At 54.1% G+C, this 25,868-nt stretch carries 20 protein-coding genes, 2 tRNA genes and 1 pseudogene; 14 read left to right on the top strand and 9 right to left on the bottom strand.

The window, feature by feature from the left end:
* Position 1: 1 nt before the first annotated feature.
* A pseudogene (locus C3432_RS05860) lies at positions 2 to 2,042 on the top strand (FUSC family protein).
* On the opposite strand, the gene sodC reads toward C3432_RS05860, so the two are convergent.
* The 3 genes from sodC to C3432_RS05875 form a co-directional block, all read right to left on the bottom strand.
* Positions 2,018 to 2,539, bottom strand: a complete 522-nt coding sequence (gene sodC / locus C3432_RS05865; protein WP_103775733.1) for a superoxide dismutase [Cu-Zn] SodC — start codon at positions 2,537 to 2,539, stop codon at positions 2,018 to 2,020. The pseudogene C3432_RS05860 and the gene sodC overlap by 25 nt on opposite strands.
* Positions 2,540 to 2,618: 79 nt before the next feature.
* Positions 2,619 to 3,515: an aldo/keto reductase gene (locus tag C3432_RS05870; protein ID WP_103775734.1), complete on the bottom strand. Its 897-nt coding sequence runs from the start codon at positions 3,513 to 3,515 to the stop codon at positions 2,619 to 2,621.
* Between the two features lie 49 nt (positions 3,516 to 3,564).
* The gene (locus tag C3432_RS05875; RefSeq protein ID WP_103775735.1) at positions 3,565 to 3,804 is read right to left on the bottom strand and encodes a DUF1289 domain-containing protein; all 240 of its coding nucleotides are present in this window, start codon (positions 3,802 to 3,804) and stop codon (positions 3,565 to 3,567) included.
* A gap of 101 nt (positions 3,805 to 3,905) precedes the next feature.
* Here C3432_RS05875 and C3432_RS05880 point away from each other — a divergent pair, with 101 nt between their 5' ends.
* The 5 genes from C3432_RS05880 (at position 3,906) to C3432_RS05900 (ending at position 11,793) form a co-directional block, all read left to right on the top strand.
* Entirely contained in the window at positions 3,906 to 4,505 is a 600-nt protein-coding gene (locus tag C3432_RS05880) for a TetR/AcrR family transcriptional regulator (RefSeq protein WP_103775736.1), read from the top strand.
* Positions 4,506 to 4,568: 63 nt separating this feature from the next.
* On the top strand, positions 4,569 to 5,666 hold the full coding sequence (locus tag C3432_RS05885) for an alkene reductase (protein ID WP_103775737.1): 1,098 nt from the start codon (positions 4,569 to 4,571) through the stop codon (positions 5,664 to 5,666).
* Between the two features lie 144 nt (positions 5,667 to 5,810).
* Complete coding sequence (gloA, locus tag C3432_RS05890) at positions 5,811 to 6,218, top strand: lactoylglutathione lyase (RefSeq protein ID WP_103775738.1); 408 nt, start codon at positions 5,811 to 5,813, stop codon at positions 6,216 to 6,218.
* A 101-nt stretch (positions 6,219 to 6,319) separates the two neighbouring features.
* Entirely contained in the window at positions 6,320 to 6,967 is a 648-nt protein-coding gene (gene rnt / locus C3432_RS05895) for a ribonuclease T (RefSeq protein ID WP_103775739.1), read from the top strand.
* Positions 6,968 to 7,113: 146 nt separating this feature from the next.
* Entirely contained in the window at positions 7,114 to 11,793 is a 4,680-nt protein-coding gene (locus C3432_RS05900; RefSeq protein WP_103775740.1) for an ATP-dependent helicase, read from the top strand.
* Between the two features lie 62 nt (positions 11,794 to 11,855).
* Here the strand turns inward: C3432_RS05900 and grxD are convergent, their stop codons facing one another.
* A complete protein-coding gene (gene grxD, locus C3432_RS05905; RefSeq protein ID WP_103775741.1) occupies positions 11,856 to 12,203 on the bottom strand; it encodes a monothiol glutaredoxin 4 in 348 nt (115 codons plus the stop codon).
* Positions 12,204 to 12,527: 324 nt separating this feature from the next.
* On the opposite strand from grxD, the gene C3432_RS05910 reads away from it, so the two are divergent.
* Entirely contained in the window at positions 12,528 to 13,373 is an 846-nt protein-coding gene (locus C3432_RS05910; RefSeq protein ID WP_103775742.1) for a C40 family peptidase, read from the top strand.
* 127 nt (positions 13,374 to 13,500) lie between these two features.
* Complete coding sequence (sodB, locus tag C3432_RS05915) at positions 13,501 to 14,082, top strand: superoxide dismutase [Fe] (RefSeq protein WP_103775743.1); 582 nt, start codon at positions 13,501 to 13,503, stop codon at positions 14,080 to 14,082.
* A 45-nt stretch (positions 14,083 to 14,127) separates the two neighbouring features.
* On the opposite strand, the gene C3432_RS05920 is transcribed toward sodB, so the two are convergent.
* Positions 14,128 to 15,294: an MFS transporter gene (locus tag C3432_RS05920; protein WP_103775744.1), complete on the bottom strand. Its 1,167-nt coding sequence runs from the start codon at positions 15,292 to 15,294 to the stop codon at positions 14,128 to 14,130.
* Between the two features lie 165 nt (positions 15,295 to 15,459).
* On the bottom strand, positions 15,460 to 15,549 hold the full coding sequence (cydH, locus tag C3432_RS05925; protein ID WP_086512609.1) for a cytochrome bd-I oxidase subunit CydH: 90 nt from the start codon (positions 15,547 to 15,549) through the stop codon (positions 15,460 to 15,462).
* A gap of 297 nt (positions 15,550 to 15,846) precedes the next feature.
* Between cydH and purR the strand changes: the two genes are divergently transcribed.
* Positions 15,847 to 16,872 carry an HTH-type transcriptional repressor PurR gene (purR, locus tag C3432_RS05935; protein WP_103775746.1) on the top strand — a complete coding sequence of 342 codons (1,026 nt, stop codon included), beginning with the start codon at positions 15,847 to 15,849 and terminating at the stop codon, positions 16,870 to 16,872.
* On the opposite strand, the gene punR is transcribed toward purR, so the two are convergent.
* Entirely contained in the window at positions 16,869 to 17,801 is a 933-nt protein-coding gene (gene punR, locus C3432_RS05940; RefSeq protein WP_103775747.1) for a DNA-binding transcriptional activator PunR, read from the bottom strand. The two genes, purR and punR, sit on opposite strands and share 4 nt — an antisense overlap.
* 112 nt (positions 17,802 to 17,913) lie before the next feature.
* Here punR and punC point away from each other — a divergent pair, with 112 nt between their 5' ends.
* Together punC and cfa are read left to right on the top strand one after the other, a co-directional pair.
* Positions 17,914 to 19,119, top strand: coding sequence for a purine nucleoside transporter PunC (gene punC, locus C3432_RS05945; protein ID WP_103775748.1), 1,206 nt, complete (start codon positions 17,914 to 17,916; stop codon positions 19,117 to 19,119).
* A 292-nt stretch (positions 19,120 to 19,411) separates the two neighbouring features.
* On the top strand, positions 19,412 to 20,560 hold the full coding sequence (cfa, locus tag C3432_RS05950) for a cyclopropane fatty acyl phospholipid synthase (RefSeq protein WP_103775749.1): 1,149 nt from the start codon (positions 19,412 to 19,414) through the stop codon (positions 20,558 to 20,560).
* 39 nt (positions 20,561 to 20,599) lie between these two features.
* Here cfa and C3432_RS05955 read toward each other — a convergent pair whose 3' ends face one another.
* On the bottom strand, positions 20,600 to 21,241 hold the full coding sequence (locus tag C3432_RS05955) for a riboflavin synthase subunit alpha (protein WP_103775750.1): 642 nt from the start codon (positions 21,239 to 21,241) through the stop codon (positions 20,600 to 20,602).
* 216 nt (positions 21,242 to 21,457) lie between these two features.
* Between C3432_RS05955 and mdtK the strand changes: the two genes are divergently transcribed.
* The 3 genes from mdtK to C3432_RS05970 all read left to right on the top strand — a co-directional run bounded on the left by mdtK (position 21,458) and on the right by C3432_RS05970 (position 23,140).
* On the top strand, positions 21,458 to 22,831 hold the full coding sequence (mdtK, locus tag C3432_RS05960; protein WP_103775751.1) for an MdtK family multidrug efflux MATE transporter: 1,374 nt from the start codon (positions 21,458 to 21,460) through the stop codon (positions 22,829 to 22,831).
* Positions 22,832 to 22,982: 151 nt separating this feature from the next.
* A tRNA-Val gene (locus C3432_RS05965) sits at positions 22,983 to 23,059 on the top strand.
* A gap of 4 nt (positions 23,060 to 23,063) precedes the next feature.
* Positions 23,064 to 23,140, top strand: a tRNA-Val gene (locus C3432_RS05970).
* A gap of 203 nt (positions 23,141 to 23,343) precedes the next feature.
* On the opposite strand, the gene torA is transcribed toward C3432_RS05970, so the two are convergent.
* Positions 23,344 to 25,863 (bottom strand): trimethylamine-N-oxide reductase TorA, encoded by a 2,520-nt coding sequence (torA, locus tag C3432_RS05975; protein WP_103775752.1) that lies wholly within the window; start codon positions 25,861 to 25,863, stop codon positions 23,344 to 23,346.
* Positions 25,864 to 25,868: the final 5 nt, after the last annotated feature.

Raw genomic sequence — 25,868 nt, forward strand, 5'->3', positions numbered from 1 at the left:
AATGAAGCTTCCGCGTCTGTCCTTACACAACACGCCCTGGTTCAAGGCAACATCAGGACAATGGCGTTACGCGTTACGCAATACGATCGCCATGTGTCTGGCGCTGACCTTCGCCTACTATCTCAATCTTGATGAACCCTACTGGGCCATGACGTCCGCTGCCGTGGTTAGCTTTCCTACCGTTGGCGGCGTCATCAGTAAAAGCCTGGGACGAATCGCCGGAAGCCTGCTTGGTGCAACCGCGGCGTTAATTATCGCCGGCCACACGCTGAATGAGCCCTGGCTGTTTTTGCTCAGCATGTCGGCCTGGATCGGATTTTGTACCTGGGCCTGCGCGCACTTTACCAACAACGTTGCCTATGCCTTTCAACTGGCAGGATATACGGCTGCGATTATTGCCTTCCCGATGGTCAATACCATTGAAGTCACCCAGCTGTGGGATATTGCTCAGGCCCGCGTCTGTGAAGTTATCGTCGGCATCCTGTGCGGCGGCATAATGATGATGATCTTGCCCAGCACCTCCGATGGCACGGCGCTGCTGAGCGCATTAAAAAACATGCACGCCAGACTGCTGGAACACGCCAGCCTGCTCTGGCAACCGGAAACCACCGATGCAATCCGCTCCGCTCATGAAGGCGTCATTGGGCAGATCCTGACAATGAACCTGCTGCGGATACAGGCCTTCTGGAGCCATTATCGCTTTCGTCGGCAGAATGCGCTGTTGAACTCCCTGCTGCATAAGCAATTGCGTCTTACCAGCGTGATCTCCAGCCTGCGCAGAATGTTATTAAACTGGCCGACGCCACCGGAACATACCCGGGAAATCATTGAACAACTTCTGACCGCGCTGACAAAACCACAAATGGATAGCTACACGGTGGCGCGAATTATTGCCCCACTTCGTCCTCAGGACGGGCGTGATTATCGCCATGCCGCCTTCTGGCATCGCCTGCGCTACTTTTGCCGCGTCTATCTGGACAGCAGCCGCCAGCTACAATTAATTGAAAATGGCGCTCAGCCACAGCAAATGAAAGTATCTCGCGGCCCCGGACTGGCTCGTCATACAGACAACGCCGAGGCGCTCTGGAGCGGGTTACGTACCTTCACCACATTGATGCTGATTGGCGCATGGAGCATCGGCTCGCAATGGGAGTCAGGCTCCGGGGCATTGACGCTGGCGGCAATCAGTAGCGTCCTCTATTCCGTCGTCGCCACGCCGTTTAAATCCCTGACCTTGCTGATGCGCACGCTGATCTTCCTTTCATTGTTCAGTTTCGTAGTGAAGTTTGGTTTGATGGTGCAGATTAGCGACCTCTGGCAGTTCCTGCTATTTCTGTTCCCGCTGCTGACAACCATGCAACTGTTAAAGCTTCAAATGCCCAAACTGGCGGGGTTGTGGGGACAACTGATTGTCTTTATGGGATCGTTTATCGCGGTCACCAACCCCCCGGTTTACGATTTTGCTGACTTTCTCAATGACAATACGGCGAAAATTGTCGGCGTCGGGCTGTCCTGGCTGGCATTTGCTATTTTACGTCCGGGTTCCGATGCGCGAAAAAGTCGTCGGCATATTCGCGCCCTGCGCCGGGATTTTGTCGATCAGCTCAGCCGCCATCCATCACACAGCGAAAGCGAATTTGAATCGCTGACCTATCATCACGTCAGCCAGCTCAGTAATAGTCAGGATGCTTTGGCACGACGCTGGCTGTTGCGCTGGGGGGTGGTACTACTGAACTGCTCCCATGTGGTGTGGCAGCTTCGCGCCTGGGAATCACGCTCCGATCCCCTTTCCAGGGTTCGGGACGTCTGTATTTCGCTGTTGCGTGACGTGATGAGCGAACGTGGGGTTCAGCAGCGTCCGCTGGCCACCACGTTGCAGGAGCTGCAAAGGATTTGTGACACGCTGGCGCATCACCATCTGGGTGCCGCACAAGAACTGGCCGCAATCATCTGGCGACTGCACTGCTCATTGTCTCAGCTTGAACAAGCGCCGCCAGAAGGAACATTGACGCATTAACTACTTGATGACCCCACAGGCATAACGCGCCCCGCCGCCGCCAAGTGGTTTTGGCTGATCGGACATATTATCGCCACCGATATGGATCATCAGCGCTTTATCTTTAATTTCGGCAAGAGACTTCAGACGCGGTGCCGTCACGGCGTCTGTCGCCTTTCCGTCGTTATTAACCACCAGCGCAGGCAGGTCGCCAAGATGCCCGGTCCCTTCCGGACCTTCATGTTTACCGGTATTGTGAGGATCAAGATGCCCACCTGCCGCTTCGGCCGCGGAGGCTTTACCGTCCTTAATGGCGGGCTGACAGCTGCCGTTGGCATGAATATGAAATCCATGTTCGCCCGGCGGGAGAGCCTTCAGATCTGGTGTAAACGTCAAACCTTTATCAGTTTGTGTAATATTAATCGACCCTATTGACTGACCCACGCCTTGCGAAGTCACCAGGTTCATCTCAACTTTTTCACTGGCAGCCTGTGCGCCGGCACAGGCCAGCAGAGTTAACATTGCCAGACTTAATCGCTTCATAGGACCTCCGTCGAATATGTGTACCGCTTAAGTGTAACGCAGTGACGCCACTTTGGACGGCAGATCCCGGATTCAGCTTTTACGGCACATCGTAGCCCAGCGCCGCTTTACGAATACGGAACCATTGCTGGCGCGACATCATCAGCGATTCCGCTTCAATAGCCGCTCGCACGCGCTCGATTTTGCCCGAGCCAATAATCGGCAACGGCTGGGACGGCAGACGTAAAATCCACGCATATACCACCTGCTCAATGCCTGAGGCGTTTAACTCTTCGGCAATGGTCTCCAGTTCATTACGCAGCGGCGCAAACGCATCATCGTTAAACAAACGTCCGCCGCCGAGGCAGGACCAGGCCATGGGTCGGATTCGTAACTGTTGCAACTGATCGAGCGTGCCGTCCAGCAGCAACGGCTGATGTACCGGGGAGATTTCAACCTGATTGGTCGCCAGCGTAAACGGCACCCGGGATTGCAGGAGCGTGAACTGTGCCGGGGTAAAGTTGGACACGCCAAAATGACGCACTTTGCCGCTCTGGTGAAGATGTGTAAACGCTTCAGCCACCTCATCGGCATCCATCAACGGGTCCGGACGGTGGATAAGCAGCAGATCCAGATGGTCAGTGGCGAGATTCATAAGCGACTGTTCGGCGCTTTTCACGATATGGTCGCGATCGGTAATGTAATGCCCCAGCACGTTTTCCGGGCGAGCGGTCGTCGCAATACCGCATTTAGTGACGATCTGCATCCGATCACGCAGATGAGGAGCCTGTCTTAACGCTTCGCCAAACGCCGCCTCACACTGGTAACCCCCATAAATATCCGCGTGGTCGACGGTAGTTACACCGAGTTCCAGATGTTCCTCAATAAAACTCACCAACTGCCTGGCGGACATATTCCAGTCCATCAGTCGCCAGTAGCCCATCACAAAGCGGGAAAACTCCGGGCCTTGCGGCGCAATAGTAATACGCTGAACCATAACTGCTTCCTCGTGAAGTAAACTGCACCGAGTATATACAATTAGCAGGCTAAAAGAGTGAGGGTTGTTGAGGTTCTTCCGGCCCGGCAGGCTTACCTGCGCGTAATTTACGCTGCAGGCGTTGGCGGCATAACCGCAACACCTCTTGTTTTTGCGCATCGCTCATTTTTTGCCAGTTAAAGCGCTCATCGCGGCTACGGTAGCACCCGCGACAAAAGCCACGCTCATCAGACTGACAGATTCCCCGACACGGACTCTGGACGGGAAAAAACTCAAGCTGTTCTGCCACGTCCCCTCCTGATGCTGAATTCATAGTTCTATTGAAGACGTAAACATGATTTCTGACAAGCCATCTTGCATTAGACCGACTGGTCTATTACACTCCATCCCATGAACAAGCAAACTGAACACGATACCCGCGAACACTTACTGGCTACCGGCGAGCGACTCTGTATGCAGAGAGGTTTCACCGGCATGGGGCTAAGTGAACTGCTCAAAACCGCCGAGGTTCCTAAGGGATCGTTTTATCACTACTTTCGCTCTAAAGAAGCCTTTGGCGTGGCGATGCTTGAACGGCATTTCGCCGGTTACCATCAGCGTCTGGCGAACCATTTTGCGGCCGGTGCCGGAAACTATCGCGACCGCATCCTGGCTTACTATCAGGAAACCCTGAATCAGTTTTGCCAGCAAGGAATTATCAGCGGTTGCCTGACGGTAAAGCTGTCCGCCGAAGTGTGCGATCTTTCGGAAGATATGCGCACGGCAATGGACAACGGTGCCAGGAAAATTATGTCCATACTGGCGCAGGCGCTGGATAAAGGCCGCGACGAACAGTGTTTAACATTTACAGGTGAACCGCTACAGCAGGCGCAAATTCTTTATGCCCTGTGGCTGGGTGCAAACCTGCAGGCCAAGATTTCCCGTAGTGCCACACCGCTCGAAAATGCGCTGGCGCACGTAAAAAGTATCATTGCAGCGCCTGACGTTTGACGGGCGTTTTTATTTCACTCATGACTAGACGACCGGTCTATTTATACTTATACGGAACCCATTATGTCATCTGAAAAATTGTTTACCCCCCTGAAAGTGGGGGCGATCACCACACCAAACCGTGTTTTTATGGCGCCGCTGACGCGTCTGCGCAGCATTGAACCTGGCGATATCCCGACGCCATTAATGGCGGAATACTATCGCCAGCGCGCCAGCGCGGGTCTGATCATCAGTGAAGCAACGCAAATTTCCGCACAGGCGAAGGGCTACGCTGGCGCACCGGGGCTGCATAGCGATGAGCAGATCGCAGCGTGGAAAAAAATTACTGCCGGCGTTCATGCCGAAAACGGTCATATGGCCGTGCAACTGTGGCACACCGGGCGCATCTCTCATACCAGCCTGCAACCTGGTGGTCAGGCTCCTGTTTCCGCCTCTGCGCTCAGCGCCGGTACACGCACCTCTCTGCGCGATGAAAACGGCCACGCCACCCGCGTCGATACTTCCATGCCGCGCGCGCTGGAAACGGACGAAATCCCGGGGATTGTCAACGATTTCCGTCAGGCTATCGCCAACGCGCGTGAAGCCGGTTTTGACCTGGTAGAACTGCACTCTGCGCACGGTTACCTGCTGCATCAGTTCCTCTCTCCGTCTTCCAACCAGCGCACCGATCGGTACGGCGGTAGCGTTGAAAACCGCGCACGCCTGGTTCTTGAAGTCGTGGATGCCGGTATTAAAGAGTGGGGCGCAGAGCGTATTGGTATTCGCGTCTCCCCAATCGGCACGTTCCAGAATGTCGATAACGGCCCGAATGAAGAAGCCGATGCGCTGTACCTGATCGAAGAGTTGGGCAAACGCGGTATTGCCTACCTCCACATGTCTGAACCTGACTGGGCTGGCGGCGAACCGTACAGCGACGCCTTCCGCGAAAAAGTGCGTGCGCGCTTCCACGGCCCGATTATCGGTGCTGGCGCTTACACGCCAGAAAAAGCAGAATCGCTGATTGAAAAAGGTCTGATTGATGCCGTCGCGTTTGGGCGCGATTTCATTGCTAACCCGGACCTCGTGGCGCGGCTGAAAAGCAAAGCGGAACTGAATCCGCAGCGTGCTGAAAGCTTCTATGGCGGTGGCGCGGAAGGCTATACCGACTACCCTACCTTATAATCGCGCATTGATGGCGGCGTGAAAACGCCGCTATACTAAAACAACATTTTGAATGTACACCCAAAATAATTCAGTTGCCGGAAAATCAACACACCAGCAACCTGAAATATGACGGGTGTATTAGCCATTTTTAAGGGGAAAATGATGCGTCTACTCCATACCATGCTGCGCGTTGGCGACCTGCAACGTTCTGTTGAATTCTACACCAACGTGCTGGGCATGAAGCTGCTGCGTACCAGTGAAAACCCGGAATATAAGTATTCTCTGGCTTTTGTTGGTTACGGCGCGGAAAGCGATGAAGCGGTGATCGAGCTGACCTACAACTGGGGCGTCGATAAATATGAACCGGGCACCGCTTACGGCCATATCGCACTGAGCGTTGATAACGCGGCACAAGCCTGCGAACGTATCCGTCAGAACGGTGGCAACGTCACCCGTGAAGCCGGTCCGGTTAAAGGCGGCACTACGGTTATCGCCTTTGTCGAAGATCCCGATGGCTATAAAATCGAACTGATTGAAGAAAAAGACGCCGGTCGCGGTCTTGGTAATTGATCCCTGCCGGGCGCAGTCTCTCTGCGCCCGTTGTTTTACTGCATCCCGGCCTGATTTTTGGCATAATGCGCGCAGCAATTTTCCCGTATTAAGAGACTCAGATGTCCGATAACGCTCAACTTACCGGTCTGTGCGACCGTTTTCGTGGTTTTTATCCTGTTGTCATTGATGTTGAAACGGCTGGATTTAATGCCAAAACCGATGCGCTGCTTGAGATCGCCGCCATCACAGTGAAAATGGATGAGCAAGGCTGGCTGATGCCGGATACGACGCTGCAATTTCACGTTGAACCATTTGAAGGCGCAAACCTTCAACCTGAGGCGCTCGCCTTTAACGGTATTGACCCCACGAATCCCCTGCGCGGGGCGGTTAGCGAGTATGAAGCCCTGCACGCGATTTTCAAAATGGTGCGTAAAGGCATTAAAGATACCGGCTGTAGCCGCGCGATTATGGTCGCGCATAACGCCACATTCGATCACAGCTTTATGATGGCTGCCGCAGAGCGCGCCTCGCTCAAGCGCAACCCTTTCCACCCGTTTGTAACCTTTGATACCGCGGCATTAAGCGGCCTGGCACTGGGACAGACGGTGTTATCGAAGGCATGTCTGGCGGCGGGAATGGAGTTTGATGGCACACAGGCCCATTCAGCACTCTATGATACCGAGCGTACGGCCGTGCTGTTTTGTGAAATCGTCAATCGCTGGAAACGTCTGGGCGGCTGGCCCTTACCCCTGCCTGAACAAGCCTGATTGATTGCCTGATAACGCACGCTTATCAGGCATCCGTTCCCCCCTCCCCCGACACTGTATATTTGACCAGTATCAATGCGGACGGCTGATTTCCCGCTATTCTGTAAAAAGGGTTTGCGCCGCCAACGTTACAAAGGACAGGGAGAATGTCAGAAAAAAACGCACCGTCACCTCACCTGCCAGATATTTTCTCCCGGGCCACGCGCGACTGGTTTACGTCCGCATTTAAGCAACCAACGCAGGTTCAGTCGCAAACATGGGCCGTTACCGGAGCTGGTCAACATGCTTTGGTTATTGCGCCAACCGGCTCCGGTAAAACGCTGGCCGCCTTTCTTTACGCGCTGGATCGACTGTTTCGCGAAGGCGAGCAGAGAAACGAGACAACGCCAGCCGCAAAAGAGAAGAAAGTCACGCGGATCCTCTATATTTCGCCGATAAAAGCGCTGGGCACCGACGTACAACGCAACCTGCAAATTCCCCTGCAAGGGATAAGCGAAGAACGGAAAAAACAGGGTGCCCCCGATGTGGCTCTCCAGGCCGGTATTCGTACGGGCGATACCCCCACCCAGGAACGGACAAAGCTCAGCCGTAATCCCCCGGATATCCTGATCACAACACCGGAGTCGCTTTACCTGATGCTCACCTCTCGCGCCAGAGAGACGCTACGAGGCGTTGAAACGGTTATCATCGACGAAGTCCATGCGGTGGCAGGGACAAAGCGTGGCGCGCATCTCGCGCTCAGTCTTGAACGACTGGATGCCCTTCTTGGGCGTTCTGCACAGCGCATCGGCCTGTCGGCAACGGTTCGTTCCGTAGATGAAGTCGCGGCGTTTCTTGGCGGCGATCGCAAGGTCACCGTCGTGAATCCCCCCTCAGCCCGTCATCCCGACATCCGTATAATTGCGCCAGTCACCAATCTCGATGACGTACTCTCTGACAGTACCGGCACGGAGGATCTCATCCACAGCGGAAGAGAAGGTTCAATCTGGCCGCGCATCGAATCTGGCATTCTCGATCAGGTGCTTAGCCATCGTTCCACTATTGTGTTCACAAACTCTCGCGGACTGGCGGAAAAGTTGACGGCCAGGCTGAACGAACTTTATCTCTCACGCCAGCAGCACTCCCCGACCGTCCCAGCCGCACCCGTGCACTATGGCTCCTTAACCGGCTCCACCAGCAACCGCGGGCTGGACACGGATGTGTTTATCGCCCGGTCACATCATGGTTCGGTTTCCAAAGAACAGCGCGCGGTAACGGAAAACGCGCTGAAATCCGGTGAACTTCGCTGCGTGGTGGCCACGTCAAGCCTGGAGCTGGGAATCGATATGGGAGCCGTAGACCTGGTCATCCAGGTCGCCACCCCGCTTTCCGTCGCCAGCGGGCTACAGCGAATTGGTCGTGCCGGGCATCAGGTCGGTGGCGTATCAAAAGGTCTGTTCTATCCCAGAACCCGGCGGGATCTCATTGATTCAGCCGTCATTGTTGAGTGTATGGCCGCAGGACAGCTTGAGACGCTGACGCTGCCCCGCAATCCGCTGGACATTCTGGCGCAACAAACCGTCGCCGCAGTGTCTATGGAGGCCCTGAACGTTGACAGCTGGTATGACATCGTTCGCCGCGCAGCCCCCTGGAAGACGCTGCCGAGAAACGTTTTTGACGCCACGCTGGACATGCTGGCGGGGCGTTACCCCTCCGGTGATTTTGCCGTTTTCCGTCCGCGTCTCGTGTGGAACCGTGAAACCGGGCTGCTAACGGCCCGACCTGGGGCGCAGCTTATTGCGGTCACCAGCGGCGGTACCATCCCCGATCGCGGGATGTTCAGCGTCCTGCTACCGGAAGGCGAAGAACAGGCGGGTTCCCGACGCGTAGGAGAGCTGGACGAAGAGATGGTGTACGAGTCCCGTGTTAACGACATCATCACTCTTGGCGCCAGTTCATGGCGTATTCAGCAAATCACCCGCGATCAGGTTATCGTCACGCCCGCGCCGGGACGGTCTGCCAGACTTCCGTTCTGGCGAGGAGAAGGCGTTGGTCGTCCGGCGGAACTGGGAGAACGTATTGGCGATTTCATCCATGCGATGGAAGATAACCCCACCGAACAGCCACGTTCTCAGACGCTGACAGGCGACAATGTTCTCATCAATATTAAAGGGCTGATTGAGGATCAGAAAACGGCCACGGGCATTCTGCCCTGGAGCCGCCATCTGGTGCTGGAACGTTGCCGTGACGAAATGGGCGACTGGCGCGTTATTCTGCATTCACCTTATGGTCGGCGAGTGCATGCCCCGTGGGCACTGGCGATCGCCGGACGTCTCCACGCCATGTGGGGAGTGGATGCGTCGATTGTCGCCAGTGATGATGGGATCGTCGCCCGCATTCCGGACACCGAGGGCAAACTGCCTGATGCTGCTGTTTTCCTCTTTGAGCCAGAAAAACTGCGGCGTATTGTCAGGCAAGCCGTGAGCAGTACCGCACTGTTTGCTGCCCGCTTCAGGGAATGCGCAGCCCGCGCTCTGTTAATGCCGGGACGTACGCCGGGGCGTCGTTCCCCCCTCTGGCAGCAGCGTTTACGGGCAGGCCAACTTCTGGAGATCGCCGCCGGGTATCCGGATTTCCCCATTATCCTGGAGACAGCGCGGGAATGCCTCCAGGATGTCTACGATCTGGAAGCCCTTGATCGGGTTATGCGCCGATTAATGACGGGAGAGATCCAGATTTCAGAGGTCACAACCCCATCACCTTCCCCTTTTGCCACGGATCTGCTGTTCGGCTACGTCGCTGAGTTTATGTATGCCACCGACGCACCGCTGGCAGAGCGTCGTGCCTCAGTACTGGCGCTGGACAGTGAATTACTGGGCAACCTGCTGGGCCAGGGCGATCCGGCCGAACTGCTTGACCCGGATATTATTCGTCAGGTTGAGGATGAGCTTCAGCGTCAGGCTCCCGGTAGAAAAGCGCAGGGAATGGAAGGCGTATTCGATCTGCTTCGGGAACTGGGGCCAATGACCGTGGCGGATATTGCCGCAAGACATGAGGGGAGCCTGAACGACATTGACGTTTTCCTTCATAAACTTACGCTCGAGAAGCGCGTTTTTTCTGTCATTATCGCGGGTTCTACGCACATGGCCGGCATGGACGATGCCGCCAGACTGCGTGATGCGCTGGGTGTGCAGCTACCACCAGCACTCCCTGAGGCGTGGCTGAATCCAGTGAGTACCCCGCTGCGCGATCTTTTCCTTCGCTATAGCCGTACACACACCCTTTTTACCGCTGCGCAAATAGCGCAGACATTCGGGTTGGGTGTGGCGGTGGCAAAAGAACAGCTCCACACGTTACGGGAACAAGGCTTACTGCTTCTGTTGCGATCGGGATCCCCTTCCATTGAGGAGGAAGCGCAATCCGCAAGCTGGGTGAGTGAAGAGGTTTTCCATCGGCTCCGGATCCGCTCGCTACAGGCTGCCAGAGCGGCGACCCAACCGGTTAGCGCAACCCTCTACGCACGCCTGCTTCTGGAGCGTCAGGGGTTAATCTCTGCAAGCGATGGCAGCCCGGCACTGTACGTAGTAGCCTCACCGGGAGGTGCGCTTGAAGGAAATGACGGTGTCACGCGAATCATTGAGCAACTTGCCGGACTGAGCCTGCCGGCCTCACTCTGGGAAAGCCAGATCTTTCCCGCCCGCGTCCGGGATTATTCACCGGAGATGCTTGACGAGCTTCTGGCGACGGGTGAGGTTATCTGGTCCGGACAGAAAAAACGGGGGGATGATGACGGGCTCGTTGCCCTGCATCTGCGGGAGTACCTGGCGGAGACGCTCTCCCCGGCGGAAGACGACGACACTGCACTTTCAGAAACTCAGCGCAAAATCTTGTCTGTCCTCTCTAACGGCGGCGCCTGGTTCGCGCAGCAACTCAGCGCATTGCTCGTCTCTCCGGGGACAGAGTCTGTCGATGACGAATTGGTATCGCCAGCGGCCCTGCAGGACGCGCTTTGGGGGCTGGTCTGGAAGGGTTACATCACAACCGACATCTGGGCGCCATTGCGTGGTCTGTCGCGCTCCGCGGCAACGCGCCAACAGCCGCGGCGATCGTCCAGAATGCGTCGCGGACGGCCTGTATTCACCTCCCGTTCAGCTTTCGTCGCTGCGTCGGTTTCTTATAACACGCCGGCCCTTGCAGGGCGCTGGTCGCTTCTGCGAAGTGAGACGCTGAACGATACCGAACGGATGCTGGCCTGTGCTGAGAATATGCTCGATCGCTACGGCATAATTAGTCGCCAGGCCGTGGTTGCGGAGAATGTGCCGGGGGGATTTCCTGCCATGCAAACTCTCTGCCGGGGCATGGAAGATTCGGGTCGCATATTACGCGGGCGTTTTGTCGAAGGGATGGGCGGTGCCCAGTTTGCGGAACGGCTGACGATCGATCGCCTTCGCGATCTCGCCGCACCGGTTGCAGATAGTCAGGCCTTTACCGCAGTTGCCCTGTCTGCAATCGATCCGGCAAATGCCTGGGGCCAGTTACTGCCCTGGCCACCCCATCCGGCGTCCCTTATTCCAACGCGGCGTAGCGGCGCATTTGTCGTGATCTCCGGGGGAGAATTGGTGTTGTATCTCGCTCAGGGGGGGAAGAAGATGATTGTCTGGACGGACAACGATGTTATGCCTCCGCCTGACGTTTTCAGAGCGCTGACGACCGCATTGCGTCGTGAGCCAAAGCTGCGGTTTACGCTCTCAGAGATTAACGACAAGCCGGTAAGACAAACCCGTCTGTTTACGCTTTTACGTGAGGCAGGATTTTCAAGCTCACCGCAGGGGCTGGACTGGGGATAATGAGGACAAACTTGAAAGGAGCTTTCCCCAGGGTGAGAAAAGCTCCTCCGGCAGGTTACAAATTATTCAGCGTCTGGCTCTTCGGTCTTGTATTTTGCCGCAGTTTCTTTGATCAGCTGCTGCAACTCACCGCGCTGATACATCTCGATTACAATGTCGCAGCCGCCAACCAGCTCGCCATCAACCCACAGCTGTGGGAAGGTCGGCCAGTTTGCATATTTCGGTAATTCAGCGCGAATGTCCGGATTTTGCAGAATATCAACATAGGCAAAACGCTCGCCGCATGCGGAAAGCGCCTGAACGGCCTGCGCGGAGAAACCGCAGCTTGGCAGTTTTGGTGAACCCTTCATATACAGGAGAATCGGGTTTTCAGCGATCTGGCGCTGGATTTTTTCGATAGTAGTGCTCATTGTCTTGCTTCCTTAAACTTCTTTTACGGCAGTAGTCTGACATTGTAGCGGGTCAGGCTGGCATCGGAAAATAACATTTTCATCACCTTTCACTATTTTATCGTCTGAGGGAATAAGTTGCATTCTAAATGACGTTTATTCAGTGAATTGAAACGACAGGCGGGCTGATTGAGCTTTCGATGCTGTTTTTTTTTGCAGTCGACCGCGAAACGCAATTTTTAACAATAAAAGCTATTAACTTTCTCTGTTTCTATAGATTAGAATCATCAGGTTTTGTAAATCACACGCAGGCACTATAGACCTGCCTTAACAGAGGATTGCTCAGTGGCGCGGATAAACCGAATCTCGATCACGCTCTGTGCTTTACTTTTTACCACACTCCCCTTTACGTCAATGGCTCATGCTTCCAGGCAGGCCAGGGCTACCGTTGCCGATTCCCACATCACCAAAACGAAAACGGCAGATAAAAAGAAAAGCACAGCAACGGCTAAAAAGAAGACGACAGCCAGCAAGAAAACCGCTAAAAAAGTCACCAGTAAGGCCAGTAACAAAACCATCGCTTCAACGTCAAAAAAACGCACCACTAGCTCAGTCGCAAAAGCCAATAAAACCCCTGCCACCCGCCGCAGCAAATCTGCTCCCGCACAAACGGCTGCGGTTATCTGGACTGAAAAATGCACCCCACGCAAAGGGCGTAAGCCGCACTGTGTGAAGGTTAAAGGTGCCGCGCCTGCCACTATCGCCGACGCGCATAAAGTAAAGATGCAGAAAGCCACCAGTACAGCCATGAATAAATTAATGAACCAGATTGGCAAACCGTATCGCTGGGGTGGCACTTCTCCACGTACCGGCTTCGATTGCAGCGGTCTGGTTTATTATGCCTATAAAGATCTGGTTAAATTCCGTATTCCGCGTACCGCAAATGAAATGTACCACCTCCGCGATGCGGCACCGATCGAGCGTGGAGAGCTGAAAAATGGCGATCTGGTCTTCTTCCGCACGCAGGGTCGCGGCACTGCCGATCACGTCGGCGTGTATGTGGGTAACGGTAAATTTATCCAGTCACCACGAAGCGGTCAGGAAATTCAAATCACCTCTCTCAGTGAAGATTACTGGCAACGCCACTACGTCGGCGCCCGCCGGGTGATGACGCCGAAAACCATTCGCTAAAATCTTCCCCTGCAGTTAGTGCTGCAGGGGTAAGTTCTTCTTTTGTATCACCTTTCAATTTGCTACCCTATCCTTACACGCAATAAGGTTATTGTGTGTACTCATATTAATAATAAGGAGAGAAGCAATGTCGTTCGAATTACCTGCACTACCGTATGCCAAAGACGCACTTGCCCCGCACATTTCTGCTGAGACGCTGGAATACCACTACGGCAAACACCACCAGACGTATGTTACTAATCTGAATAATCTGATCAAAGGCACTGCGTTCGAAGGCAAATCACTTGAAGAGATCGTTCGCAGCTCTGAAGGTGGCGTGTTTAACAACGCCGCACAGGTCTGGAACCATACCTTCTACTGGAACTGCCTGGCGCCGAATGCGGGTGGCGAACCAGCCGGTAAACTGGCAGAGGCCATTGTCGCGTCTTTTGGCAGCTTCGCTGACTTCAAAGCGCAGTTCACCGATGCCGCGATCAAAAACTTCGGCTCCGGCTGGACCTGGCTGGTAAAAGGTAAAGATGGCAAGCTGGCTATCGTTTCCACATCCAATGCTGGGACACCGCTGACCACTGACGCCACGCCGTTGATGACCGTTGACGTATGGGAACACGCCTATTACATCGACTACCGCAATGCGCGTCCGGGCTACCTGGAGCACTTCTGGGCGCTGGTTAACTGGGAGTTTGTTGCGAAGAACTTTGCAGCGTAAATGTGATAACGCAGAAGGTCTCCCTTCTGCGTTTTAGTATCTTGATTAGTTTGCAGCATACCTCTGTTCAGACTGCTTGCGTGCCGAGATAAAGACCAGAAGCAGCGCGACGCCTGCCACAATAGCCCCCATCACCGGGACAAAACTGTAGCCCAGCCCACCCGAGATAACCGCACCACCGGCCGCCGCCCCCAGCGCATTCCCCAGGTTAAACGCCCCGATATTCACCGATGAAGAAAGCCCCGGCGCTTCATGAGCCACTCGCATTACGCGCATCTGCAAAGGCGGTACGACAGCAAAAGTCGCCGCCCCCCAAACCACCATGCTAATCGCGGCCCCCAGTTCATTACGTGCCAGAAAGGGGATCGCCAGCATGATGACCATGAGCAAGAGTAAAAAACCTTTCAGCGTACCGTTTACCGAACGGTCAGCAAATTTACCCCCCAAATAGTTTCCGATGGAGAAACCCACGCCGATCAGCACCAGCATCCCCGTAATAAAAGCGGGAGTGGCATGGGTGATGCTATGCAGAACCGGAGAGATATAGGTGTAGAGCGTGAACATCGCCCCTGCCCCCAACACGGTTGTCAGTAATGCAGAGATAACCTGCGGACGCAGAAGAACCGCCAGCTCTTTCTTCACTTCCGGACGCGTGCCTGCCACGCCTTTTGGTAAGGAAAAGTACAAACTGACCATTGAGATCACTCCCAGCACGGCGGTCGCCATAAATGACATCCGCCAGCCGATGGTTTCACCCAGCCAGGTTGCTGCAGGAACGCCGCCGATATTGGCGATAGTCAGTCCCATAAACATGGTTGCCACTGCGCTGGCTTGTTTATGTTTGGGGACCACGCTTGCGGCGACGACCGAACCGAGACCAAAGAATGCGCCGTGGTTCAGGCTGGTCAGAATGCGCGACAGCATTAAGGTGGTGTAATCCGGGGAAATCGCCGAAAACACGTTGCCGAGAGTGAAGATTGCCATCAGGAAAATGAGCGCGTTGCGTCGGGCACGGTGCGAAAGCAGCAGCGTCATTAACGGTGCGCCGATCATCACTCCAACCGCGTAGGCGCTAATCAGCATACCCGCTGCCGGAATTGAAACATCCATGCCGCGAGCAATGACAGGCAGTAAGCCCATAGGAGAGAATTCGGTTGTTCCAATACCGAATGCGCCGATAGCCAGCGCCAGTAAAGGATAATTGATTTTCATGCTTCAATTCCACGTCTTCGCGTTGCAACGCGACACTCAAATAAGAGCGAAAAGCATGACATCAATCACAGAAATAATAAAGTTAACAGAATTACAAAAGACTTTTGCTTATTTGATAACAATTGCGGGAAAGCGATGAGGGAGAGAGCTCTCCCTCAGGGTAAATCAGTGCAGAGCGGCGGTCAAACCACCCGCTACAATCAAAGCCAGCACAATAAAGGTGGTCACTAACGAAAATTTAAGATCGGTACTCATCAAGTTTTCTCCTTTTTATTCCCACACAAAAAGTGATATTGCGCATTTTTACACACTTGAATGCAAAAATCTCCCATGATTTAGAGTGATAACCGTTTTTAGCGCTTCCCCTTTTCATCAAGATCAGACAAAATTCCACGCTTACTTGTTTAGCGTACCGGCCATTGACCCCCTCCTGACGTTCCGTGTCTTTTATCCGGCGTACCGCAACCCTGATGTTGCGCTCGGGGTGTGTGAAGGCAAACGTTTACTTGCATATTTTTCAGGAGTTCAGGATATGGTCTGGAGTGAGATGTAATGGCAACAATTAAAGACGTAGCGAAGCGAGCAAACGTTTCCACTACAACCGTATCACATGTAATCAACAAAACGCGTTTCGTCGCCGAGGAGACGCGTAATGCAGTGTGGGCGGCGATAAAGGAGTTACACTATTCCCCCAGCGCAGTGGCCCGTAGTCTGAAGGTTAACCACACCAAGTCCATTGGCCTGGTCGCAACCAGCAGTGAGGCCGCCTACTTTGCAGAAATTATCGAAGCGGTTGAGAAAAACTGTTTCCAGAAAGGCTATACGCTGATCCTTGGCAACGCCTGGAATAACCTTGAGAAGCAGCGCGCATACCTCTCTATGATGGCGCAAAAGCGCGTGGATGGCCTGCTGGTGATGTGTTCAGAATACCCTGAGCCCCTTCTCTCCATGCTGGAGGAATATCGCCATATCCCTATGGTGGTGATGGACTGGGGCGAGGCCAAAGCTGACTTTACCGATACGGTGATTGATAACGCTTTTGAAGGCGGCTACATGGCAGGCCGTTATCTGGTGGAACGCGGCCATCGTGAAATCGGCGTCATTCCGGGGCCGATGGAGCGCAACACCGGCGCGGGTCGTCTTGCCGGATTTATGAAAGCAATGGAAGAAGCGCTGATCAAGGTTCCGGAAAACTGGATCGTACAGGGTGATTTTGAGCCGGAATCCGGATACCGCGCCATGCAGCAGATCCTCTCCCAGCACCACCGACCGACGGCAGTCTTCTGCGGCGGAGATATCATGGCAATGGGGGCATTGTGTGCGGCAGACGAGATGGGGCTGCGCGTGCCGCAGGATGTCTCGCTGATCGGCTATGACAACGTGCGTAACGCCCGTTTCTTTACGCCAGCGCTGACCACCATCCACCAGCCGAAAGATTCGCTGGGGGAAACGGCATTCAACATGCTGTTAGATCGTATTGTGAATAAGCGCGAGGAGTCGCAGTCGATTGAGGTTCATCCACGACTGGTGGAGCGCCGCTCCGTGGCTGACGGTCCCTTCCGCGATTATCGTCGTTAATTCTCCTCCACGGGAGCCTGTTCAGGTTCCCGCAACCACTCCTTGTTCAGCGTTTCGCTGTCCCCCAGATAGTCCAGCAGCCATGCCAGCGCCGGAGACATGTCGTTTTGTTGCCATGTCAGGCAGCAAGCCGCATCGGGAAACGGATTCTCTAACCGCAGCGCGACCCAGCGGCCATTATCCAGCCAGGGCTTGGCAAAATGCGTGGGGACCATACCGATGCACAGCCCCGCAGAAATACAGGTCGCCGCGGAGGCCCAGTCCGGCACCACCACCCGCTTTTGGTTATCCAGCAGCCAGGTAATGCGCTTTGGCAGCGTGCGTGATGTGTCCTCGCGCACCAGTGACGGCCAGTTGCGCAACGTATCGTCACTGAGTGGCCCAGGCTCTGACGCCAGTGGATGATGGCTTGCCACCACGCAACACCAGCTCAGCATTCCCATATCGCGAAAAGTGTAACGCCCCCCGACAGGAATAGCCTGCGTCGCGCCAATCGCCAGCTCAACGCGGCCATCAGACAGCGCATCCCAGACGCCATTGAACACCTCCTGAAAAACCAGCAGTTCAACGTCATCAAAGTGGCGATAGAAATCGACGATCATTTGCCGTGTACGCTCGGGTCTGACGATGATATCCACCGCAATCGCCAGCTGTCCGCGCCAGCCGTTGGCAATTTGCTGGCACTGTTGACGGGTGATCTGCATTTTTTTGATAACAGAACGCCCCTCTTTTAAAAACCATGCCCCAGCAGGCGTTAATTCCACATCGCGATGACGGCGTTCAAAAAGTGGCACAGCGAGCCACTCTTCCAGCTGGCGTACGGTATAGCTCACCGCAGAGGGCACGCGGTGTAACTCCTGCGCTGCGGCGCTGAAGCTGCCGTTACGTGCCACGGCATCAACAACTTCAAGTGAATATTCAGACCACATATCTTGCCTGCAATTTTTTTGAATCCAGTCACCAAATATTACCGTTTCACAACGGGAATTTCACTCCCTACACTCTGCGGCAGGACATTATTGCTTACGAAGAGAATGATTTATGCAACCAGGAAAAGGGTTTTTGGTCTGGCTGGCTGGCCTTAGCGTGCTGGGTTTTCTGGCAACGGATATGTATTTGCCCGCTTTCGCGACAATCCAGGCTGACCTGCAAACGCCAGCGTCTGCCGTCAGCGCAAGTCTCAGCCTGTTTTTAGCCGGTTTTGCCATCGCGCAACTTCTCTGGGGACCGTTATCTGACCGCTACGGCCGCAAGCCAATACTTTTGCTGGGACTTTCTGTTTTCGCCCTGGGGAGCCTCGGTATGCTCTGGGTCGAAAGTGCCACCGGTTTGCTGGTATTACGTTTTGTCCAGGCTGTTGGCGTTTGCGCTGCGACGGTGATCTGGCAGGCGCTGGTGACCGATTATTATCCCTCGCAAAAAATTAATCGCATCTTTGCCACCATTATGCCGCTGGTCGGATTATCGCCCGCCCTTGCGCCACTGTTGGGCAGTTGGATCCTGACGCATTTCTCCTGGCAGGCCATTTTTGCCACGCTTTTCGTTATTACCCTGATTCTGATGCTGCCAGCGCTACGTTTAAAACCGACAGCCAAAGCGCGCAATGACCGTCAGGATAAGCTGACGTTTGCCACCCTGCTACGTTCAAAAACGTACCGCGGCAACGTGCTGATTTATGCCGCCTGTTCCGCAAGCTTTTTCGCATGGCTTACTGGCTCCCCCTTTATTCTGAGTGAAATGGGTTACAGCCCGGCGGTAATTGGTCTGAGCTATGTTCCGCAGACAATTGCCTTTCTGATCGGTGGCTACGGCTGCCGGGCAGCGTTGCAGAAATGGCAGGGCCAGCAGCTGTTGCCGTGGTTGCTGGTGATGTATGCGCTCAGCGTTATTGGCACCTGGGCAGCCGGTTTTATTCCCCATGCCTCGCTGACAGAAATTTTGATCCCATTCTGTGTGATGGCGATTGCCAATGGTGCCATCTACCCCATTGTTGTCGCTCAGGCATTACGTCCGTTCCCACAGGCGACCGGTCGCGCCGCCGCCCTGCAGAATACCCTGCAACTGGGGCTTTGTTTCCTCGCAAGCCTGGTGGTCTCCTGGTTAATCAGCACCCCGCTGATGACAACCACCAGTGTTATGTTGGTAACCATTTTGTTAGCCGCTTTGGGATACAAACTGCAATCGCAACCCCGTGACGCCCATCAGCACAGTGAAAGCGTTGAGGTTGCCCAGGGCGAATCCCATTGATATATATATCAACAATGGATAGTTAGCTCGCTAACAATTTTCTGTTGAATCATCGAAAATTGAGGCCTATACTCAATTCCAGTTGTTAAATATTACGATAATTATGATGTGCTAACGGGAACGAGAGCGTTCCCGATTCACCACGGATGGCCGTTTCGGTAAGGGTTCCTCCCTTCCTCTGTTCTACGTCGGATAATAGACTCACAGAATTAATCTGCGAGATTTCTCACAAAGCCCAAAAAGCGTCTACGCTGTTTTAAGGTTCTGATCACCGACCAGTGATGGAGAAGCTATGAGTTCATCGTGTATAGAAGAAGTCAGTGTACCGGATGATAACTGGTACCGTATCACCAACGAATTATTAAGCCGCGCGGGGATTACGATCAACGGCCCCGCCCCGGCAGATATTCGCGTCAAAAATCCCGATTTTTTTAAACGCGTATTGCGGGAAGGGTCGCTGGGTTTAGGTGAGAGTTATATGGACGGCTGGTGGGATTGCGACCATCTGGATATGTTTTTTAGCAAAGTGTTACGTGCCGGTCTCGAAAATCAAATCCCACACCATTTCAAAGACACCCTGCGGATCCTCGGCGCCCGGTTGTTCAATCTGCAAAGCAAAAAGCGCGCATGGATTGTCGGTAAAGAACACTACGACCTCGGCAACGATCTGTTCAGCCGTATGCTCGACCCGTTCATGCAATATTCCTGCGCTTACTGGAAAGACGCCGATACGCTGGAGTCTGCCCAGCAAGCGAAGCTGAAGCTGATTTGCGAGAAGATGGCGCTGAAGCCAGGTATGCGCGTGCTGGATATTGGCTGCGGCTGGGGGGGACTGTCTCAGTATATGGCGTCTAATTATGGCGTCAGCGTCGTGGGCGTCACTATCTCAGCAGAACAGCAAAAAATGGCGCAGGAGCGTTGTGCCGGTCTGGATGTCACCATTCTGTTGCAGGACTATCGTGATTTAAACGATCAGTTTGACCGCATTGTATCCGTTGGGATGTTTGAGCACGTGGGTCCGAAGAACTACCATACCTATTTTGACGTGGTAGATCGCAATTTAACGTCGGACGGTCTTTTTCTGCTGCACACGATCGGTTCCAAAAAGACAGATAACAATGTTGACCCGTGGATCAATAAATACATTTTCCCGAACGGTTGCCTGCCTTCCGTTCGTCAGATCGCCAGTGCCAGCGAACCGCACTTTGTGATGGAAGACTGGCACAACTTTGGCGCAGATTACGATACCACGCTAATGGCATGGTATGAGCGGTTTCTCGCGGCGTGGCCGGAAATTGCCGATAACTATTCCGAACGATTCAGGCGGATGTTCAGTTACTATCTGAACGCCTGCGCAGGTGCATTCCGCGCACGCGATATTCAACTCTGGCAGGTGGTTTTCACTCGCGGCGTTGAACACGGCCTGCGCGTCCCTCGCTAATTCCCCTGGCCCCCGACGCATCGGGGGCTTTTATCCACGTTATACGTCGTCAGACATTTTACTCATTGCGCTCTCACGCGCAGCCAGTACCCGTTCAACGGTATCAACCACCGCCTGCGTCTGCGGATCGATTTCAATATTCACCCTCGCCCCCAGCTTTTTCTTGCCAAGCGTCGTTCGCTCCAGGGTTTCCGGAATCAGGTGCACACAGAAACGCGTTGGGGTGACTTCCCCGACCGTCAGGCTAATACCATCAATGCCAATGAATCCCTTATAGAGGATATATTTCATCAGCTCAGGCTCATGCACTTTGAACCAGATTTGGCGGTTATTTTCTGAGGTCAAAATTTTGGAAACGTCAGCGGTCGTCATAATATGGCCCGACATCAGGTGTCCGCCAATTTCATCGCTAAATTTTGCCGCCCGCTCGACGTTGACGAGATCGCCGACCACTAAATCACCCAGATTTGTAATGCGCAGCGTCTCTTTCATCAGATCAAAACTGATGTGATTCCCGTTTATTTCTGTCACGGTCAGGCAGCAGCCATTGTGCGCAACGGAGGCGCCGGTCTCCAGCCCGTCCAGCATGTATTCAGGTAACGCCACTACATGAGTGCGAAAATTAGGTTTTTCATCAATCGACACCAGCTTCGCGGTGCCCTGCACAATACCCGTAAACATACCTGTAACTCCTGAACTCAGTTAAAACATTCTGCCCAGCACAATAGCAGGTGAAAATTGAGGTTGCCAGCGATGCGCCACTCTGCGCTGTTTTTTCACTGGAGAATTACTTATTCCTCGCTACAATAGACTGATATTTCCTCTGCTTATTCTTCTTGCTGCCACTTAAGGCGGCTTTTTTAGTCTCGCAAAAAACAACAATATTGTGGTGTATACGTGCAAAAGTATGTAAGTGAAGCCCGTCAGTTATTAGCGCTGGCAATACCCGTGATCCTCGCGCAGGTTGCGCAAACAGCAATGGGATTTGTCGATACTGTAATGGCGGGTGGCTATAGCGCCACCGACATGGCGGCGGTGGCTATCGGTACCTCCATCTGGCTGCCTGCGATTCTGTTCGGACATGGGCTGCTACTGGCACTGACCCCGGTTATCGCCCAGCTTAACGGATCCGGACGCCGCGATCGCATTGCGCACCAGGTTCGCCAGGGATTCTGGCTGGCCGGCTCAGTCTCTGTGTTAATCATGCTGGTGTTGTGGAATGCCGGACACATCATCCACGCAATGCACAATATCGATCCTGCGCTTGCTGATAAAGCGGTAGGTTATTTGCGCGCCCTGCAGTGGGGGGCGCCAGGATATCTTTTCTTCCAGGTTGCGCGTAACCAGTGCGAAGGTCTGGCCAAAACCAAACCGGGCATGGTGATAGGCTTTCTTGGCCTGTTAGTTAACATTCCCGTGAACTACATCTTCATTTATGGTCACTTTGGCATGCCTGAGCTTGGCGGCGTTGGCTGCGGTGTCGCTACCGCTACGGTCTACTGGGTGATGCTCTTTGCCATGCTCTGGTACGTTAAGCACGCACGTTCAATGCGTGATATTCGCAATGCGAAAGGTTTTAGTAGACCGGATACCAACGTGATGAAGCGTCTGGTGCAGCTAGGCCTGCCGATTGCGCTGGCGCTGTTCTTTGAAGTGACGCTGTTTGCCGTCGTAGCCCTGCTGGTCTCCCCGCTGGGAATTGTTGATGTTGCAGGTCACCAGATCGCCCTCAACTTCAGCTCGCTGATGTTTGTTTTGCCGATGTCACTGGCGGCGGCAGTGACTATCCGCGTTGGCTACCGTCTGGGGCAAGGTTCGACGCTGGATGCACAAACCGCAGCGCGTACCGGTCTTGGCGTGGGGGTCTGTATGGCGTGCCTGACGGCGATCTTCACCGTCTCACTGCGCGAGCACATCGCCCTGCTCTATAACGATAATCCTGAAGTGGTCACGCTGGCGGCGCATCTGATGCTCCTGGCGGCGGTGTACCAGATTTCTGATTCCATTCAGGTTATCGGTAGCGGGATCTTACGTGGTTATAAAGATACGCGTTCAATCTTCTTTATTACCTTTACAGCCTACTGGGTCCTGGGGTTACCGAGCGGGTACGTTCTCGCGCTCACCGATTTGGTCGTGGATCGTATGGGACCGGCTGGCTTCTGGATGGGCTTTATTATCGGCCTGACGTCTGCCGCGATAATGATAATGTTGCGAATGCGCTTCCTGCAACGTCAGCCCTCTGCCGTTATTTTGCAGCGCGCTGCCCGATAAACCAACAATAGCCGCCTGATGGCGGCTATTCTCTCAACATTTTGCGTATTTCCTCCGCAATCGAGTGAAATCAGGAAGAAAATTACCATTTCCCTCTTGCCTCCTCCCGCCTCTGCCGCTAATATTCGTCCCCGTTGTCACCTACAACGTTGCGTTCATAGCTCAGTTGGTTAGAGCACCACCTTGACATGGTGGGGGTCGTTGGTTCGAGTCCAATTGAACGCACCATTTTGCGTCCGTAGCTCAGTTGGTTAGAGCACCACCTTGACATGGTGGGGGTCGGTGGTTCGAGTCCACTCGGACGCACCATTTCACTGTCCTGGTGATCTGGTGCTCAGTTTCATCCCTCTTCTGTTTCCCAAGTTTTCCTGAAAAATCACCTGTACCCATTGAGCGTTTATTCAAAATAAAACACGTTTTTTGCCGTAAGCGAAACGTATCGATGAACAACGCTGTATCAGGACTAAGAAAACAGAGAGCCCCCCTTTCGGAGCGCTCTCTGTCAGAGTGAATTACGCGCCTTGCGGCACGGCATGTGCGGTATTTTGCAGAACTGGCCCCGTGTACTTCTCAATCTGCAACTGCGACATTTGACCGCAGTTTCCCTGCGCCAGACTTGAGGAACCGATATCAAAGGTCAGGCAGTTGACGTTGCCATTCTTACACAACGAACCAGGCTGCGCCGGGTCTGCCGGATCAAACCACGCCCCTTCGCTGATACGCACCACCCCGTCGCGGACACGGTCGGTAACAACCGCACCGACCAGTATCTGGCCGCGATCGTTGAAGGCGCGAACCAGATCGCCATCTTTGATATTGCGGGCAGACGCATCCACCGGATTAATCCAGATCGCTTCACGATCCGCTACGGCATATTTCTCACGCAGTGGCGTATTGTCGAGCTGGGAGTGCAGGCGATTGATTGGGTGTCCGGTATTGAGTGAGAGCGGATATTTTGCCGCTTCCTCCCCGCGATACCATTCGTGTGGCGGCATCCAGGTTGGGATCGCTTTACAGTCCTCATAGCCCATTTTGGCAATCGCATCCGAATAGATCTCAATTTTACCGGATGGCGTCCCCAGCGGATTGAGCAGTGGGTTTTCACGGAAATCGGCAAAACGAATCCATTGCTTATTCTCTTCCGGAATTGGGAAACGAATGTAGTTATTGGAGGCCCAGAACATATCAAACGGCGGTAGCGCCACGCGTGCGTTACGCGCCTGGGTTTTCATCTCGTCATACATGCCTTTTAACCACAGCATCTCATCTTTACCTTCGGTAAAGGCGTCATGCACGCCGAGAATCTCAGCAATCCCCGCAAACACGTCAAAGTCGTTTTTGGCTTCATTCTGCGGCGGCACACACTGATGCAACGGGAAGACATAGAGCTGTGAATAATCGCCGCCCATATCCAGATCGTTGCGCTCGTAGGTCGTGGTGACCGGCAACACAATATCGGCATGTTTTGCGGTGGCCGTCCAGTAGGGTTCATTAACCACGATGGTTTCCGGATTCTGCCAGGCTTTCACCAGATTATTGGTATCCTGATGCTGATGGAACGTATTCCCACCCGCCACATAGACCATCCTGATATCCGGATAAGTGACCTTCGTACCGTTGTAGTCGATAGTCTTACCCGGATTGGCAAGCGCGTCAGCAATCCGCGCCACCGGGAATGGCGTAATGTCTTTCGCTGCGGGAGACGTCGGGCTACCCGCCGAGATCCCGGCCAGGATACCGCCGCGGGCAGTCGGACTGCCGCCAGAGGAGTAATGGTAACTAAAGCCAAAACCACCGCCGGGTAAACCAATCTGGCCCAACATTGAGGCCAGCGTCACCATCATCCAGTGAGCCTGTTCACCGTGGTGCTGACGCTGAATCCCCCAACCGCCCATGATCATGGTGCGATGTTTCGCCATATCACGCGCAAGTTGTTTAATAACCTCAGCATCCACACCGCTGATATCCGCCGCCCAGTCCGCGTCTTTCACCACGCCGTCTTCTTTACCGGTCAGGTACGCTTCGAACTTATCAAAACCCACGGTATAGGTATTCAGGAAATCCACATTGTGGAGCTTTTCTGCCAGCAGCGTATGGGCAACGCCCGCCATCAGTGCGCAGTCGGTATAACTATGCGGACCAATCCACTCAGCCCCCAGCATTCTGGCGCTGTCGCTATGTACCGGATCGATACAGATCATCCGGGTGCCTTTTTTCTTCAGCGCTTCAAAACCAGTCTGGCTTACGTGATCCGGTAAGTTCCAGCTATTTTTCAGTGTAATCATAGGATTACAGCCAATCATAACCACCAGTTCGGTATTCTCAATAACGTTTGGCCATGCGGTCTGTTGTTCGTAAACTTCAACTGAGCCGACGACATGCGGCATGATCACCTGCGCCGCGCCGGTCGAGTAGTCACCAGAATAGCCGACGAAACCACCGGCAAGGTTCATCATGCGCTGTAACAATGTGCGCGGATTATGGAACATTCCCACGCTCTTCCAGCCGTAGGAGCCCGCGTAGATCGACGAAGGTCCATGCTCTTTTTGCAGGCGACTAATTTCACCGGCCACCAGGTGCAAGGCTTTGTCCCAGCTCACCCGCACCCATTCATCGCGTCCGCGCAGCTCTGGCTTACCGTTTTGCGCGCCCCCTTCCAGCCAGCTTTTACGCACCATCGGGTATTTAATGCGGTTCTTTGCATACACCTGATGAGGCGCCATCGTAATCAGTTCGTTCGGGTACGGATCGTCTTTTATCGGACGGACATCAACCATTTTCCCATCACGGATAATCGCTTCAAACGCCCCCCAGTGGGCACCGGTGAGAATACCGCTTTCGGCCTGACGCAGTGCGACAAACTGAGGCAACGCCTGGCTTATCGCTTCTGCCAGCGCCGAGCGCGGCCACAGTCCCGCCAGCAGCGGTGCAGCCATTAGCGCGCCAGCTCCTGCCAGAAAACGGCGGCGAGTCAGTTCTGTTCCTGATTGCTGGCTCTTCTCCGCCATGTCGTAATCATTGTTCTTTTTCATCATGG

Source organism: Citrobacter amalonaticus, assembly GCF_002918555.1.
Lineage (GTDB): Bacteria > Pseudomonadota > Gammaproteobacteria > Enterobacterales > Enterobacteriaceae > Citrobacter_C > Citrobacter_C amalonaticus_A.

Bases quoted from the DNA above. Each gene is read 5' to 3' on its own strand.
- sodC (WP_103775733.1), bottom strand. From the start codon at position 2,539: ATGAAGCGATTAAGTCTGGCAATGTTAACTCTGCTGGCCTGTGCCGGC.
- C3432_RS05870 (WP_103775734.1), bottom strand. From the start codon at position 3,515: ATGGTTCAGCGTATTACTATTGCGCCGCAAGGCCCGGAGTTTTCCCGC.
- C3432_RS05880 (WP_103775736.1), top strand. From the start codon at position 3,906: ATGAACAAGCAAACTGAACACGATACCCGCGAACACTTACTGGCTACC.
- C3432_RS05885 (WP_103775737.1), top strand. From the start codon at position 4,569: ATGTCATCTGAAAAATTGTTTACCCCCCTGAAAGTGGGGGCGATCACC.
- gloA (WP_103775738.1), top strand. From the start codon at position 5,811: ATGCGTCTACTCCATACCATGCTGCGCGTTGGCGACCTGCAACGTTCT.
- rnt (WP_103775739.1), top strand. From the start codon at position 6,320: ATGTCCGATAACGCTCAACTTACCGGTCTGTGCGACCGTTTTCGTGGT.
- C3432_RS05900 (WP_103775740.1), top strand. From the start codon at position 7,114: ATGTCAGAAAAAAACGCACCGTCACCTCACCTGCCAGATATTTTCTCC.
- grxD (WP_103775741.1), bottom strand. From the start codon at position 12,203: ATGAGCACTACTATCGAAAAAATCCAGCGCCAGATCGCTGAAAACCCG.
- sodB (WP_103775743.1), top strand. From the start codon at position 13,501: ATGTCGTTCGAATTACCTGCACTACCGTATGCCAAAGACGCACTTGCC.
- C3432_RS05920 (WP_103775744.1), bottom strand. From the start codon at position 15,294: ATGAAAATCAATTATCCTTTACTGGCGCTGGCTATCGGCGCATTCGGT.
- cydH (WP_086512609.1), bottom strand. From the start codon at position 15,549: ATGAGTACCGATCTTAAATTTTCGTTAGTGACCACCTTTATTGTGCTG.
- purR (WP_103775746.1), top strand. From the start codon at position 15,847: ATGGCAACAATTAAAGACGTAGCGAAGCGAGCAAACGTTTCCACTACA.
- punR (WP_103775747.1), bottom strand. From the start codon at position 17,801: ATGTGGTCTGAATATTCACTTGAAGTTGTTGATGCCGTGGCACGTAAC.
- punC (WP_103775748.1), top strand. From the start codon at position 17,914: ATGCAACCAGGAAAAGGGTTTTTGGTCTGGCTGGCTGGCCTTAGCGTG.
- cfa (WP_103775749.1), top strand. From the start codon at position 19,412: ATGAGTTCATCGTGTATAGAAGAAGTCAGTGTACCGGATGATAACTGG.
- C3432_RS05955 (WP_103775750.1), bottom strand. From the start codon at position 21,241: ATGTTTACGGGTATTGTGCAGGGCACCGCGAAGCTGGTGTCGATTGAT.
- torA (WP_103775752.1), bottom strand. From the start codon at position 25,863: ATGAAAAAGAACAATGATTACGACATGGCGGAGAAGAGCCAGCAATCA.